This is a genomic window from Tenacibaculum profundicola, assembly GCF_057220795.1.
Map to the genome: position 1 here is coordinate 1,628,378 of NZ_CM170137.1, position 15,515 is coordinate 1,643,892.

Below are 15,515 nucleotides of genomic sequence, written 5' to 3' on the forward strand. Positions count from 1 at the left end.
AAAGTATTATACCAGTTATTCTTTGAATTTAATGTAAAAAAAACAAGTATTTTTTTCTTTATATAAGGTATAAAAATCAATAATAGCTGTAGCTATGACTTCTTTTTCTATTGAAATAGAAAGGAAAAAAGAACGTCTTATTATGGTAAATTCAAATGGCAAATGGTATTACCTCCTTCTTCTTCCTCTATTATTCCTCATTTCAATCATTTTGCCTCTAATGGTATTTTGATATTCACTTTTTGTGATTTCCTTCCCTTTCTCAGGGGCTTCTATAAGTATTTCTTCTTTAGGGTTTATAACAACTTTAGAGCATAACATAATCGTATTGCCTGCCCCTACTTCCAAAATAAGCCCAGGCAACCCCCAGTATTCTGCAGGTCCATGGCTTACTGGAATTTGTGGTGTATACCAGGCCTCTACTTCAGTTATTTTTATTTCTACTTCTTTATTGTTAACACGTAAAGAATCTGATGCACTTTCTTCAGTTCGCCTTAAATCACTCCATGAAAAATTATACCATGTTAATTCTGATGTTGGTATTGAAGCTGTAGCTTTAAAACATAAATATTGTCCGATTTTTTTTGACTCTTTACCTAACTTCCATTTAATAGTTTGTAATTTATCTTTCACCAAGAACTTTTTTCCATAAAACTCTTGACTTTGCACTAATGTATTCTCTTTTACATTTTTGTATTGTTCTCCTTGTGAAAAGTTTTTACCCCAAGAATCCGTTGCACCAGACATAGCGTCTAGTTTTTCTTCTTCCTTAAAAAATGATTCTTTCTTATTAAAATTTAGCACGTAGGTTTTTTCCAACCTATTCTTCAGACGTGATTGGATTTGCTTTTTCTGTGCTTCACTCATTCTTGCTCCCCATCTGCCTAACTCTAATTTAGATTTAGAAAAATATATTGCCTGACCTTTGAACTCTTGTTGTACATTAGGTTTGAAAGATACAAGCATAAAAAAAACAAGAAAACTAGATTGTAATAGAATTGATTTCATAGTAGATAGTTGGTTGAATTGTTTAACAAAAATATAAAAAGATTAAACATTTTACTGTTTATTATCAAAACTTTAACATAAATATAGCTTTTTAAAAACACTATACATCAATTTATTAAGTGTATTTCACCGAAATACAACAAGTAAATGAGAACGATTCACTGAGGAATTTAGAGTTACTAACGCCGAATAAATCTTAAAACTATACCTATGATTTTAAATTACTTAACAAGACAATCATGTTTTGTTCTAATGAAGAAGAAAGTAAAAAAGGGCGTTTTATTGTAGTCCTTTTAATTTGTAAAGGTATTATACAATTTACAAATAAATACTTCGCATTAAAAGGATTCGAAGAACCACCACCTATAACATTAAAAACTAAACAATTACGATCGATATATTAATAGCAGAAATGGTTTTATTTTATGGCTAGAAACAAGTAACACCGAATTCTTGCGCTGCAAACAAGAGGTTCTTACATTCTTTTATTCGAACAGATCTCCGTCACTACTTTAATGTAAAATTTTAAACAATAATTCTTTTAAGATATCAGATTGTGGCATTCCATTTGCTCCAACTCCTTTGCTTTTTACATCAGCGTCACGTAATAACGTAATTACTTGTGATACCTTTCGCATAGGATAGCTACGTGCTGCAGTCACATAATCATCAACAAAATACGGATTTACTCCCAATGTTTTTGCTACAGATGCTTTCGATTTGTCCTTCAATCCGTGATACATTAACAACTGAGTAAAAAAACTATTGAGTAGAGATATGGTCATTACCAACGGATTGTTCTTTGGGTTTTGTGCAAAATAATTAATAATTCTATTGGCTTTGATCACATCTTTTTGTCCAACGGCCTTTCTCAATTCAAAATTATTGAAATCCTTAGAAATCCCAATATTCTCTTCAATATGCGCCGCATTGATAATCGTTTCAACGGATAATATTGACGTTAATTTATCCAATTCATTACTTATCTTACTCAAATCAGTTCCTAAAAACTCCACCAGCATTTGAGCTGCTTTGGGTTCAATATTGTATTTCCTACTACCCAACCTTTTACGAATCCAATCAGAAACCTGATTTTCATACAACTTTTTACTCTCGTAAATCAACCCATTTTTAGCAATAGCCTTATAGGCTTTTTTACGCTTGTCAAGCTTTTTATATTTGTAATTAAATACTAGAACCGTTGTTGGCTGCGGGTTATTCGCATAAGCTTCAATTTTATCAATAGTTCTGCTCAGGTCTTGAGCTTCTTTTACAATAATTACCTGATGCTCTGCCATCATCGGAAAGCGTTTTGCTGACGATACAATTTCATCAATAGAAACATCACGACCATACATAACCATCTGATTGAATCCTTTTTCAGATTCATCTAACAATGTATTTTCAATATACTCAGAAATTTCATCAATATAATAAGGCTCTTCACCCATTAAAAAATAAATAGGTTTGATTTTTCCGTTCTTAATATCGTTAATTATGTGGCTTACGTCATTCATTGAAAACAATATACTATTGAATAATTAAAATTTGAAAGTTTTAGTATTTTTGACTTATGCAAAAATTAAACTTACCTACCTGCGATTTTGACCTCAAAAGTAACGAAAATAAGACGCTTATTTTTGATAGTTTACGAAAAAAATATGTAGTTCTTACTCCTGAAGAATGGGTACGTCAGCATTTTGTTCGATTTTTAATAACAGAAAAGAAATATCCTACTTCTTTAATTGCTATTGAAAAACAATTGACTATTAACAATTTAAAAAAACGTACTGATATTGTCATTTTTTCACCTGATGGTACGCCCAATATTATTGTAGAATGCAAAGCTCCTTCGATAAAAATATCACAAGACACCTTTGATCAAATTGCTCGCTATAACTTAAAACTAAACGCTCAATTTTTAGTAGTTACCAATGGATTACAACATTTTTATTGCATGCTAGATATCGAAAATGAACGTTATATTTTTTTGCCAGACCTTCCCAACTACTAATACTGTTTACCATTTGAATTTACCACAATAAAACGTCCACTTATTATATACATGCGTATCATTATAAGAAACGCTAACAAACTAATTGTTGTTATCTACTAAATGAAAAAACACAATTTCTTACATAAACTATAGAATCCTTCCCTCTCATTCATGTATTAGTTTCACCCATAAATCGGGATACTATTGCCATGGTACACTTGGGTGTCATTCACATAAAAACAGCTGAAGTCTCGCTTTAAGGAGCTCAATAAATACTTTTTATTACTAGCCAACAAATTAATGATTTCTTCTATGTTTAACTCATTTTTAAAATGTATTTTTGGCATCTTGAAAACTGCAGTCGTCATATTAAATTGGAATGGTCAACAATTGTTAGAACAATTTTTACCATCAGTAGTGAAATTTAGCCCTGAAGCTGATATATATATTGCTGACAATGCTTCTACTGATAACTCTATAGAATTTGTACAGCACCATTTTCCTTCTGTAAAAATTGTACGAAACCATTCAAATGGAGGTTACGCAAAAGGATACAATGATGCTTTACAAGATATTGAAGCAGATATATATTGCTTGTTAAATTCTGATGTAGATGTTACGCAAAATTGGTTAACACCTATTTTAGAAGTTTTCCAAAATGATCAAAATACAGCGATCATTCAACCAAAATTATTAGATTTTAAAGATAAAACAACCTTTGAATATGCAGGAGCAGGAGGTGGTTTTATTGACTTTTTTGGTTATCCTTATTGTCGTGGACGTGTATTTCATAGCTTAGAAAAAGATACTGGGCAATTCAATGATATTACCTCTATTTTTTGGGCCTCTGGTGCTTGCTTGTTTATTCGCTCTGAGGTTTATCACAATCTAGGCGGTTTTGATGAAGATTATTTTGCTCATCAAGAAGAAATCGACCTTTGTTGGCGTGCTCAAAACGAAGGATATGAAATTAAATACGTAGGTACTTCAACGGTATACCATTTAGGTGGAGCAACTTTGCAAGGAAACAGCCCACGTAAAACCTTTTTAAACTTCAGAAACAGCCTGTTAAACATCGTAAAAAATGTTCCTAAACAACGTTTCCTATTTGTTGTTTTTTCTCGTCTAGTTTTAGATGGTATCGCAGGTGTTAAATTTGCTTTAGACTTAAGACCTGTGCATTCTTGGGCTATTTTGAAAGCTCATTTGAGCTTTTACGTAAACTTTTTTAAGTTTTTAAATAAAAGACGAAAACTACATAAAAAATCAGACTACAACATTCACTTTTCTATTGTTTGGCAATACTTTGGTTTGGGTAGGAAAAAATTTGATAGTTTACGCTAAGTAAGGTTCTCTAAATAAATATAATTCAACAAACAGAATACTGATACTCCACCAAAAACATGCCATAACCAATGCGTACCCATGGGTAAAAGCGGCGCTGCACCATCTAAAGTTCTAAACAAAATTGCAATGGTAAAAAAAACAGTACCATATACTATATAACGCACGTTTTTCCAACGATTTATATACGCCCACCAAAGCAATGGAGTTAACACGGTTATCGCGGTAACGATATAATCTATAAAATACTTAAAGTCATTAGATAAAAACAGCACTCTTGGCAGTATTGCCAATAAAAGTAAACCAATTAACAACACAGTTCGCCCAGTAAAGGTTTTTTTTATCTTTCCTACAAAATAGAGGGCGCCAGCTAAGCATACCATGGTAATTGGCACTCCGTCTAGCAGCAACCAAAATTCATGACTTCTTGTTCCATGGTACATAGTACCACCGATCCAGCTAATAAATATTACTGGTATTGCAAATAAAAAAAATGGGTGCTCTTTTCGGTTTTTATAGATTTTTCGACCAAAATAGATCAGTATAAAGATAAAAATTAAATTACTAAACGTGTTAAAAGGTTCCACTGGGAATCTTCCCGCTATTGTCTCTTCATATATAGGACCACTATCATTGGGTATTTTCTGTAAAACCTCCTTATAAAACATCTAAACTCCCCTTACCTTCTCTTATTATAGTTGGCTCCGAATCCGTTAAGTCAATTACAGTAGACGCATGGTTATCTCCATAACCTCCGTCAATAACTATATCGACCATGTTTTGCCATTTTTCGAAAATTAATTCAGGATCGGTAGTATATTCTATAATTTCGTCTTCATCATGGATTGAGGTTGAGACAATAGGATTGCCTAAAACTTGAACTATAGTTCTTGCAATATTATTATCAGGTACGCGAATCCCCACTGTTTTTCTCTTTTTAAACGCTTTTGGCAACGAATTACTACCTGGTAAAACAAACGTATACGGCCCTGGCAGGGCTCTTTTAAGTATTTTATACGTAGGAGTGTTAATTTGTTTTACATAATCAGATAAATGACTTAAATCATTACAAACAAATGAAAAGTTGGCCTTTTCTAGCTTAACACCTTTTATTCTAGCTATTTTTTCTAAAGCTTTAGTATTCGTTATATCACATCCTAAGCCGTATACAGTATCTGTTGGATAAATGATTATCCCACCATTTTGTAACACTTTTACAACCCTATTAATTTCTTTTGGGTTTGGATTTTCGTTATATAACTTTATAAACTGTGCCATTTCTAATAATTGTCAAAATCTTCTAAATTTTCGAAATCGTCGAATTCATCTGAGGCATCAACTGCTTTAAACTCTCTATCAGGACTTTCGGCAGGAACCTCTCCTACTGCTAATATAACTTTATCTTGGGAAATACCATCAATTTTATCAACAACTTCAATGTAAAATGTCCACATATGTAAAAAATCATAAACATAAATTAGTTTATCATTTTTAACCGGCAAGGTTTCAATTAAGACACAAGTGGCCATAGAAATCCCTTCTCCTTCTTCTTCCATATTGAATAACGGTATTTCCTCTCCCTGATTCCAAGTATCATCCGTTCTGTAAAAAGAAGCCATTTCTTCTCCATTAAACCCGAATGCTTTAGCTACTAAAGAATGTAATTCCTCTAACGATTTATTCTCATCAATTAGTAGCGTTCTGATTACATCCTCTTTCGTATCTAATATTGCACGTATTTTATACATTCCGTTGTTTTTTGTTATTGCAAAAATACGTATTTTTGGCTTATTTTTGTTCAACATTATGGATAAGCTTCAAATACTTGATAGGTTAAATAGTTATAATAAAAACACTCTTATGGAAACTCTACAGATCGATTTCATTGATGTAGGAGATGATTTTCTTGTTGCTAAAATGCCTGTAAACTCAAGAGTTCATCAACCTTATGGAATACTGCATGGTGGTGCTTCAGCTGCATTGGCAGAAACAGTCGGTAGCTGTGCTTCTGGCTTTTTATTTATTGATACTAAAACCCAAAAATCAGTTGGTTTAGAGTTGAGTATTAATCATATCAAAAGTAAAAAAGAAGGTACTGTTTTCGCTACCGCTAGGCCTATTCATAAAGGAAGAACAACACATTTATGGGAGATTAAAATTGTAGACGAAGAAGACAATCTTATATCTGTTTGTAAACTAACCAATATTGTATTGGATAAAAAACAATGAGAACCCTAAAAAAGCTTCTTAAAATAGTAAGTATTTCTCTTAGTATTGTTTTTTGTATACTATACGGACTTTTCACCTATTTTTCAACCCCTAATACAGATAGAGAAATTCTAGGCAAGTTTGAAAAAAACTCTGATAAACCGCTTATCAAATACCAGTACTACAACGGTTTTAGGTACAGAGTACTCTCTACAGGGAAAAACAGCAGCTTACCCACCTTAGTTTTTATACATGGCGCTATTGGTTCTTGCAGTAACTTTATAGCATACATGAAAGATAGCGACTTATTGAAAAAATACAATATGATCGCTTACGATAGAATAGGATATAATTACAACGATAAAAATCACGTTCAGGAAAGTATTGCCTTTGAACGAGACTTACTAGACGATTTAATTAGTTCTATATCTTCTGACAAAGTAACTCTAGTCGGATATTCTTATGGCGGCCCCATCGCATTAGCCACCAAAAAGAACGTAAAAAAAATTGTATTAATAGCACCCGCAGTATACAGCAAAGTAGAGCCAATGCCATGGATGCTAAACTTATATAAATGGAACATAACTAGATGGCTGGTTCCTCGACTATGGAAAGAGGCTTCAAAAGAAAAACTTTCACACCGCAAAGACCTAGAAAATTTTGAATCAAACTGGAAGTATACCTCTAACACTATTCTAAGCATTCATGGAAAAGCCGATTGGATAGTTCCGTATAGCAATTCAGCCTTTTTAGCACAACAATTACCGAAAGATAAATTCCAATTGATCACGATTCAAGATGTGGGACATGATTTAATTTGGAGTCAATTTTCATTGATAAAACAACAACTTTTAAAACCCTAATATTGAGTATATTTATTCAAATAGAAAATTCCCTGCAAAAAAAAATTCCTTTTGTTGCCTACAGAAAGCCTGACAGTACAAGTATTCGTGCTTTTTTCCAGAAAGACGACGCCTTATATACCACAAAAGACTACACAGAAAGTGGGTTTATTTTTGCTCCTTTTGACGATAAAAATCAAACTGTTTTAATTCCTAAAAACAGAGCCTCTTTTGTAGAAGAGCCAATAATCCCCTACAAAAAAAAGTCCCAAAAACCGATTAAAAATACAGATACATCATCAAAGGAAACGCATCTTCAACTTGTTAAAAAAGCAATACAGGCTATTAATGAAGAACTTCTTAAGAAAGTGGTTGTATCTAGAAAAGAACATATTCAGCTTGACCATTTTGATATTCTCTCAATTTTTCAAAATTTACTTGAAAAGTACAAGAACGCTATGGTGTACCTTTGGTTTCATCCTCAAATTGGTTTATGGTTAGGAGCGACCCCAGAAACATTAGTAAAAGTAAATGGTATTCACTTTAAAACTATGGCCTTAGCAGGTACTCAAACTTATCAAGGAAACCATAACATTACTTGGAAACAAAAAGAAATTGAAGAACAACAATTTGTCACAGATTATATTGTGAAAAAACTAACCCCAATATGCAGTTCTATTTACACTAGTAAAACAAAAACGATAAAAGCAGGAAATTTACTGCATTTAAAAACAGAAATTCAAGGGGGTCTCAAAACCAAAAATTTGGATTTCATTAAACTTTTACATCCCACTCCAGCCGTTTGCGGACTGCCAAAAGATGTTTCTAAATCATTTATCCTTGACAACGAACTCTACGACCGTTCGTACTATACTGGTTTTTTAGGGGAAGCTAACCTACCAGATCAACAGACTCAGTTATTTGTGAATCTCCGTTGCATGCAACTACAAAACAACGAAGCTATCATTTATGTAGGAGGTGGAATTACCAAAGACAGTATTCCTGAAAAAGAGTGGGAAGAAACGGTGGCCAAAGCTCATGTTATGAAAAGTGTTTTATAAAAAAAACCACCAAAACAAAAGTTGTTGGTGATTTTATTGTGTAAATTGAATTTGAATTGAAATTCTTGCACTAAAAAAAACAGTTTATTTTCTTTAGGTGAGAACAAATAAGTTGTACTTATTTATATATCCTCAAAAGAAACATCTGTAAAGCTATCAGTTGAAGTTGATTCTTCTACTATTGTCTCTTCTTTTTTGTAATCTTTTTGGTGACGCTCACTAATTACCTCTTGGCCTTTTTCTTTTACTATATAATCCGTGGCCTTATCAAGCATTTCTTTAAAATCAGAAAAATCTTCTTTGTATAAGTAAATTTTATGCTTTTGGTAATGAAAAGAACCATCGTCGTGTGTGAATTTTTTACTTTCGGTAATGGTTAAATAATAATCATCTGCTTTCGTCGACCTTACATCAAAAAAATACGTTCTTCTTCCAGCTCTTAAAACCTGTGAAAAAATTTCTTCTTGTTCTACTCTCTCGTTCATAATTCTTGTCTTAAGTATAGTTGTTTATTTAAAATTGTTCAACAAATCTAACAAAATATTTCGCTCAACAATACGAAACCTTATATTTCTTTTTCTAAAAGTTGCTGATTGTATAAGTGTTGATAGTACCCACCCTTATTTACCAATTGATTATGAGCACCTTGCTGAACTATTTCACCTTGATCTAACACGATAATCTTGTCGGCATTTTTTACAGATGACACCCTATGACTTATGATAAATGTTGTCTTATTTTTAGAAACTTTCTCCAAACTTGATAGGATTTTTTCCTCTGTTTCTGTATCTACCGCTGATAAACAATCATCAAAAATTAAAATACTAGGATCTTTAATAATTGCCCTTGCTATCGATACACGTTGCTTTTGCCCTCCCGATAAAGTAACACCTCTCTCACCTAAAATAGTTTGGTATTCATTCTTAAAACCAATAATATTATCGTGAACAACTGCTTTTTTAGCAGCTTCAACTATTTCGGCTTCCGTTGCATCTTCCTTACCAAACTTAATATTATTCTCTATAGTATCCGAAAACAAAAATGGCTCTTGAGGTACAAAACCTATTTGATTTCTTACATCATATAAATTACAGTCTCTTATATTTACACCATCCAATAACACTTCTCCACTGGACACATCATATAACCTCGATACCAAATTTATCACAGTAGATTTTCCGCTTCCAGTTTTCCCTATCAAAGCAACGGTTTCACCTTCATTAATTACGAAATTTATCTTTTTTAACGCCTTTATATTTGTGTCATCATAGATTAACTCAACATCTTTAAACTCGATCTTTCCTTTTAAAACGGTATTCGTATTTATGGAATTTTTAATTTCAGGTACCTGTTCTAAAAATTCATTAATTCTCTGTTGTGAAGCCTCAGCTTGCTGCACAATCGAGGTTACCCACCCTACAATTGCGACTGGCCAAGTAAGGATATTGACATACAAAAAGAATTCTGCAACAACTCCAATCTTAATCTCTCCAGCAATGTATTGTTTTCCTCCTACATACAATACAATGATATTACTAATACCAATTAACAATATCATCAAAGGAAAAAATAAGGCTTGAACTTTGTGTAATTCAATATTCTTTTCTTTACTAACATCTACCAAAGTATCAAAATTTGTAATCACAGCTTTCTCAATTGAATAAGACTTCACTACATTAATCCCAGAAAAAAACTCTTGGTTATAGGTGGTTAACTTGGATAGGTATTGTTGAACGATGGTGCTTTTTTTATTGATTTGCTTACTTAAAACGAATATTGAAACTGACAAAATTGGAAAAGGTAATAATGTGTACATCGTTAAGGTCGCATCAATTTGTAACATTTGCGTGAATCCAACTATAAACAGCACAACCATATTAAGCGTATACATAATCGCTGGACCAAAATACATACGCACCTTCGATACATCTTCACTAATCCGATTCATCAAATCTCCTGTCCGGTTCTTTTTATAAAAATTAATAGCTAACCGCTGGTATTGTTGATAAATTTCATTTTTTAAATCAAACTCAATCATTCTAGACATTACAATAATAGTCTGCCTCATTAAAAATGTAAAAAAACCAGCAACTAACGTCACTCCAATAATAAGAAGCACATTATATAATAACTCTCTTTTAACCAAAACTATATCATTAACAGCGCCGTTTAAATAATCTTCAACTACATTCAAAGAATCTCTAATTATTACAGGTATTTTTAAAGCTAATAATTTTGATAAAACGGTTATAATAACACCTACTAATAATCGCCATTTATATTTTCTAAAATATTTATTTAAGTATTGTAATGCTTCCAATATTACTCCAAATTTTAAACTTAATTTTTAATATTAACAACCTTCATTGTTAAAGATAATACAATTTATAGGGCTTTTTTTGATTATGTTTCAATGATTTCATATTTTCGCCTTCTAATTTTTTGAGATTATCAAAATAAACCTCAAACTAAACTAATAACAAATGACATCAGAAATCATTGATACTAAAGACCTTAAAAACAACCCCGTATTTGGTCAATTATCTTTTGACAATCACGAACAAATCGTTTTTTGTAATGACGAAGATACAGGTTTAAAAGCAATAATTGGTATTCATAATACAACTTTGGGGCCGGCTCTTGGAGGTACAAGAATGTGGCAATATAAAAGTGAATGGGAAGCTTTAAATGATGTATTGCGCTTGTCACGTGGTATGACCTTTAAATCAGCAATTACCGGTCTAAATCTTGGAGGAGGAAAAGCCGTTATCATAGGAGATGCTAAAACTCAGAAGAACGACGATTTAATGCGTAGATTTGGACAGTTTGTAAATTCTTTAAGTGGAAAATATATTACCGCTGAAGATGTTGGAATGGAAACTCGCGATATGGATATAATTCGTGAAGTTACACCACATGTAACGGGGGTATCAGAATCTATTGGAGGATCAGGAAACCCTTCACCCGTAACAGCTTATGGTGTATATATGGGCATGAAAGCCGCAGCTAAATATAAATTTGGTTCAGATAACCTTGAAGGGAAAAAAATACTAGTTCAAGGAATAGGACATGTTGGAGAAACGCTTGTTAAACACATTACGGATGAAGGAGCAAAGGTTATTTTAAATGATATTAACGAGCCTCGTTTAGAAGAACTAAGTAAAAAATACAATGCCAATGTTGTTTTAGGGAATGATATTTATGGTTTAGACCTAGACATTTACGCGCCTTGTGCTTTAGGAGCTACATTAAACGATAAAACAATCGATCAATTACAGGCTAAAATTATTGCAGGTGCCGCAAACAACCAATTAGCTAATGAAGTTAAACATGGTAAATTGCTACAGAAAAAAGGTATTGCTTATGCTCCAGACTTTTTGATTAATGCAGGTGGTATTATCAATGTATACGCTGAAGTAGCTGGTTATAAGAAAGAAGAAAGTTTAAAAAGAACTGAAAATATCTATAATACCACATTAGAGATTTTTGCTCTTGCTGAAAAAGAAAATATCTCAACACATAAAGCAGCATTAAATATTGCACAAGCTAGAATTAACACACGTAAAAAAGAACAAAATAATTAGGTAAAAAAAATAAAAGTTTTACTTTTGCAGAGCGTTAGAAATAATCTATCGCTCTTTTTTTAAAGTTCTTTAAAATGATAAATAGAAGACATATTCGAGTTAAAGTGATGCAATCGGTTTATGCCATGCAACAATCAGACAGTGATGATTTAGTCAAAGAAGAAAAATTCTTAAAGTATAGTATTCAAAAAATGTTTGATTTATATGTTTTAAATCTACAACTGCTAATAGAAGTTCAAAAATTAGCAAGAAAAAGAATTAGGCTTTCAAAAAAGAAAATTTTAGCGACTAAAGAAGACTTAAACCCAAACACCAAATTCCTTAACAATAGACTTATAAGCATGCTTGCCGAAAGCATTAGTTTGGAAGGGTATGTTGAGCTACATAAATTAAACTACTGGGAAACAGATAGTGAATACGTGAAAATCATTTATGAGGAACTGCTAACCAGTGAGCTGTACACAAAATACATGGACACCGTTGAAGACTCTTACAATGTAGATCGTAGTTTTGTGATCAATTTTTTTAGAGACATTATTGCGCCGAATCAAAAGTTAGCAGATTATTTTGAAGACAAGATGATTTCTTGGGTTGATGATATGCCATTTGTGAATACTTGGGTACTCAAAACACTCAATAAACAAAGTATCAAAAATCCTTTTATCTTAGGTAGCTTGTATAAAGATGATGACGACAAACAATTTGTTTCAGATTTATTCAAGAAAGCAGTACTGCATCATCATAAATACGATGAAGACATCAAAGAAAAAACACCGAACTGGGAAGCGGATAGAATTGCTGATATTGACATGATTTTAATCAAAATGGCAATTACTGAGTTTTTACATTTTCCTTCAATACCAAGCCGAGTAACTATAAATGAATATATTGAGTTAGCTAAAGATTACTCAACAAATAAAAGTGGTTACTTTGTAAACGGAGTATTAGATAAACTAGCAAAGGAATATCTAGCTACCAATACTATGGTTAAAATTGGCAGAGGCTTGTTATAATAAATTAGTATTTTTACATTAAATAAAATTTTTTATCATGAAAAAAATAATATTCACAATAGCGCTTGCCACCTCGACGTGTTTCTTTATTTCTTGTGGAGAAGGAAACGCTAAGGCTAAAATAAAAAAAGAGAATATCGCTAGTGCTCAAAAACGAGACAGTGAAATTAACAAAGGCGCTCCAATAGCAAAGTTTGACAAAGAGGTTTTTGATTTCGGAACGGTAGCGGAAGGAGAAGTAGTAAAAACAACTTTTGTGATTATGAATTCAGGAAAATCTGATCTAGTGATTACAGATGCAAAAGCGACTTGTGGTTGCACAGTTCCTGTATGGCCAAAAGAACCAATTGCCCCAGGTGAAACCGGAAATATTGAAGTGAGCTTTAATACGAACGGGAAACCAAACAAACAATCAAAATCTGTTACCTTACACACAAACACCGAAAATGGTAGAGAAATAGTAAAAATAACAGGTATGGTAACACCTAAAGCAAAAAAATAATATATACATATGCTATCACAATTAATATTTTTACAAGCAAGCGGAGGAGGAATCATGAGCATGCTTCCCTATATTTTAATGATCGGTGTTTTATACTTTTTTATGATTCGTCCTCAGATGAATCGTCAAAAAAAAGAAAAACAATTCCAAACTTCGATAAAGAAAGGAGCAAAAATCGTTACCTCTAGTGGAATTCACGGTAAAATCGTTGACATTAATGAAAACGACAATACCATTTCTATAGAAACTGGCGCTGGCAAAATAAAATTCGAGCGGTCAGCCATATCGATGGAGCTTAGTAAAAAGTACAATACCGAAATAAAAAAATAATATTTTAAGTGAGCGAAAGCTCACTTTTTTCTTTAAAACAATAATGTGAAAAAAGCTTTTAACATTCCTCAAGCATTCATAGGCTTCTTGACAGCTTCGTTATTGTTCTGGCTCTTAATGAACCTTTCTAAAGAGTATACAACAGACATAAGTCTATCGATAAAATATCAGAATTTAGATCAGGATAAAATAATACAAAACACTCCTCGAAGTACCATTAACATCACAATAAAAGGTAATGGTTTTAAGTTAATCGGTGCTAAATTCACCAGTAAAACACTTTTATTAGACCTAAAAAAGCTTCAAAAAAAAACGGGTGACAACTATTATTTATTATCCAGCAATCATAAAAATGAAATTCAAAAGCAACTAAAATCAGGGCTTACTATTGTGAGTATTTCACAAGACTCAATACACTTTAAAATCAGCAAATTACAATCAAAAAATGTTCGTGTAGAACCAATGTTAAATATCACCTATAAAAAAGGTTTTGGTTTAGCGGCTCCTATTGAAATATCACCAGACTCTATCCTTCTCTCTGGAACAGCAAAAGACTTAAAGAACATTAATGCGGTGTATACTGAAAAAATAGATTTGCTTAACATTTCAGATAACATCTCGGAAAAACTAAGTATCAAACTACCAGAAAGAATAAAAGCAAGGTATCATACTGCTTCTATCAAATTAAATATTGACAAGTTTACGGAAGGTAAAATAGAGGTCCCTATTACTATCAAAAACTTACCTAAGAACGAAAGTATTAACATCTTTCCTAAAACAGTAACTGTTACCTATAAAGTAGGGTTAAAAAACTTTAACAAAGTAAACGCGAACTCTTTCGATGTTTTTTGTGATTACAAACAATCGGTCAAGAAGAATCTATCTTATTTAGTCCCTACTATAAATATTAAGACGGAATTAATTTCTTCGGTTAGAATGTTTCCTAATAAAATAGACTTTTTAATACACAAATAATGATTATAGGTTTAACAGGTGGCATTGGTAGTGGAAAATCTACCGTTGCAAACATATTTTCTAAATTTAATGATATAGCGATCTATAACGCAGATATAGAAGCCAAAAGGTTAATGAGTCACTCAGATGAAATTAAAAGCAAACTTATTAACGAATTTGGAGAAGACGCTTATAAACACGATGAGCTCAATAGACCATATATCGCCAACATTGTTTTTAACAATAAAGAAAAACTGACTTTACTCAATAGTATTGTACACCCAGTTGTTCATGAGCACCTTCAAAGTTTTATAAAACGCAATCATAAAAACCAAAAGCATATATTGTATGAGAATGCTATTTTATTCGAAAATAACAGTCATTTACTTTGTGATAAAATAATTACAGTAACCGCTCCTCTTGAACTTAGAATCCAACGAGTTATAAAAAGAGATAACGCTACCTATGAAGAAGTAAAAAAAAGAGTGGAAAACCAATGGAAAGATTCTAAAAAATTAATCCAATCTCATTACGTAGTACATAACATAAACTTGAAGGATACGAAAAACAAGATTCTAAAGGTTCATAATTTTTTAACAAATAAGATAGGATAATTTGTTAATTCCTTAAATTTCTCTTAAAATTTTCTTAAATTAAACATCTGTATGTTAAT

At 32.0% G+C, this 15,515-nt stretch carries 18 protein-coding genes; 11 read left to right on the forward strand and 7 right to left on the reverse strand.

The window, feature by feature from the left end:
* Positions 1–168: 168 nt before the first annotated feature.
* Positions 169–1,008, reverse strand: coding sequence for a GLPGLI family protein (locus AC2TDS_RS06855; RefSeq protein WP_484738359.1), 840 nt, complete (start codon positions 1,006–1,008; stop codon positions 169–171).
* Positions 1,009–1,520: 512 nt separating this feature from the next.
* Entirely contained in the window at positions 1,521–2,525 is a 1,005-nt protein-coding gene (holA, locus tag AC2TDS_RS06860; protein ID WP_484738360.1) for a DNA polymerase III subunit delta, read from the reverse strand.
* 56 nt (positions 2,526–2,581) lie between these two features.
* On the opposite strand from holA, the gene AC2TDS_RS06865 reads away from it, so the two are divergent.
* On the forward strand, positions 2,582–3,022 hold the full coding sequence (locus AC2TDS_RS06865) for a type I restriction enzyme HsdR N-terminal domain-containing protein (RefSeq protein WP_484738361.1): 441 nt from the start codon (positions 2,582–2,584) through the stop codon (positions 3,020–3,022).
* A gap of 330 nt (positions 3,023–3,352) precedes the next feature.
* Entirely contained in the window at positions 3,353–4,348 is a 996-nt protein-coding gene (locus AC2TDS_RS06870) for a glycosyltransferase family 2 protein (protein ID WP_484738925.1), read from the forward strand.
* Here AC2TDS_RS06870 and AC2TDS_RS06875 read toward each other — a convergent pair.
* From AC2TDS_RS06875 to AC2TDS_RS06885, 3 genes are read right to left on the reverse strand one after another with little or no spacing between them, the layout of a single operon-like run.
* Positions 4,345–5,016: a hypothetical protein gene (locus AC2TDS_RS06875; RefSeq protein WP_484738362.1), complete on the reverse strand. Its 672-nt coding sequence runs from the start codon at positions 5,014–5,016 to the stop codon at positions 4,345–4,347. The genes AC2TDS_RS06870 and AC2TDS_RS06875 overlap by 4 nt on opposite strands.
* The gene (locus tag AC2TDS_RS06880; RefSeq protein ID WP_484738363.1) at positions 5,006–5,626 is read right to left on the reverse strand and encodes an L-threonylcarbamoyladenylate synthase; all 621 of its coding nucleotides are present in this window, start codon (positions 5,624–5,626) and stop codon (positions 5,006–5,008) included. The genes AC2TDS_RS06875 and AC2TDS_RS06880 overlap by 11 nt, the downstream gene beginning before the upstream one ends.
* Positions 5,627–5,628: 2 nt before the next feature.
* The gene (locus AC2TDS_RS06885) at positions 5,629–6,096 is read right to left on the reverse strand and encodes an IS1096 element passenger TnpR family protein (protein ID WP_484738364.1); all 468 of its coding nucleotides are present in this window, start codon (positions 6,094–6,096) and stop codon (positions 5,629–5,631) included.
* Positions 6,097–6,154: 58 nt separating this feature from the next.
* On the opposite strand from AC2TDS_RS06885, the gene AC2TDS_RS06890 reads away from it, so the two are divergent.
* The 3 genes from AC2TDS_RS06890 to AC2TDS_RS06900 are packed head-to-tail and all read left to right on the forward strand — an operon-like array spanning position 6,155 to position 8,459.
* Positions 6,155–6,577 carry a PaaI family thioesterase gene (locus tag AC2TDS_RS06890; RefSeq protein WP_484738365.1) on the forward strand — a complete coding sequence of 141 codons (423 nt, stop codon included), beginning with the start codon at positions 6,155–6,157 and terminating at the stop codon, positions 6,575–6,577.
* Positions 6,574–7,419, forward strand: coding sequence for an alpha/beta fold hydrolase (locus AC2TDS_RS06895; RefSeq protein WP_484738366.1), 846 nt, complete (start codon positions 6,574–6,576; stop codon positions 7,417–7,419). Before AC2TDS_RS06890 ends, AC2TDS_RS06895 begins: the two co-directional genes overlap by 4 nt.
* 2 nt (positions 7,420–7,421) lie before the next feature.
* Entirely contained in the window at positions 7,422–8,459 is a 1,038-nt protein-coding gene (locus AC2TDS_RS06900; protein ID WP_484738367.1) for an isochorismate synthase, read from the forward strand.
* 122 nt (positions 8,460–8,581) lie between these two features.
* Here the strand turns inward: AC2TDS_RS06900 and AC2TDS_RS06905 are convergent, their stop codons facing one another.
* The gene (locus AC2TDS_RS06905; RefSeq protein WP_484738368.1) at positions 8,582–8,944 is read right to left on the reverse strand and encodes a PUR family DNA/RNA-binding protein; all 363 of its coding nucleotides are present in this window, start codon (positions 8,942–8,944) and stop codon (positions 8,582–8,584) included.
* 80 nt (positions 8,945–9,024) lie between these two features.
* On the reverse strand, positions 9,025–10,779 hold the full coding sequence (locus tag AC2TDS_RS06910) for an ABC transporter ATP-binding protein (RefSeq protein WP_484738369.1): 1,755 nt from the start codon (positions 10,777–10,779) through the stop codon (positions 9,025–9,027).
* A 163-nt stretch (positions 10,780–10,942) separates the two neighbouring features.
* Here AC2TDS_RS06910 and AC2TDS_RS06915 point away from each other — a divergent pair, with 163 nt between their 5' ends.
* The 6 genes from AC2TDS_RS06915 to coaE all read left to right on the forward strand — a co-directional run bounded on the left by AC2TDS_RS06915 (position 10,943) and on the right by coaE (position 15,456).
* Positions 10,943–12,043: a Glu/Leu/Phe/Val family dehydrogenase gene (locus AC2TDS_RS06915; protein ID WP_484738370.1), complete on the forward strand. Its 1,101-nt coding sequence runs from the start codon at positions 10,943–10,945 to the stop codon at positions 12,041–12,043.
* A 74-nt stretch (positions 12,044–12,117) separates the two neighbouring features.
* A complete protein-coding gene (gene nusB, locus AC2TDS_RS06920; RefSeq protein WP_484738371.1) occupies positions 12,118–13,056 on the forward strand; it encodes a transcription antitermination factor NusB in 939 nt (312 codons plus the stop codon).
* A gap of 37 nt (positions 13,057–13,093) precedes the next feature.
* Positions 13,094–13,558, forward strand: coding sequence for a DUF1573 domain-containing protein (locus tag AC2TDS_RS06925; protein WP_484738372.1), 465 nt, complete (start codon positions 13,094–13,096; stop codon positions 13,556–13,558).
* Positions 13,559–13,567: 9 nt separating this feature from the next.
* Positions 13,568–13,888, forward strand: a complete 321-nt coding sequence (yajC, locus tag AC2TDS_RS06930; RefSeq protein ID WP_484738373.1) for a preprotein translocase subunit YajC — start codon at positions 13,568–13,570, stop codon at positions 13,886–13,888.
* Between the two features lie 45 nt (positions 13,889–13,933).
* Complete coding sequence (locus AC2TDS_RS06935; protein WP_484738374.1) at positions 13,934–14,863, forward strand: CdaR family protein; 930 nt, start codon at positions 13,934–13,936, stop codon at positions 14,861–14,863.
* Positions 14,863–15,456, forward strand: a complete 594-nt coding sequence (gene coaE / locus AC2TDS_RS06940) for a dephospho-CoA kinase (RefSeq protein ID WP_484738375.1) — start codon at positions 14,863–14,865, stop codon at positions 15,454–15,456. Before AC2TDS_RS06935 ends, coaE begins: the two co-directional genes overlap by 1 nt.
* The last annotated feature ends 59 nt before the right edge of the window (positions 15,457–15,515 follow it).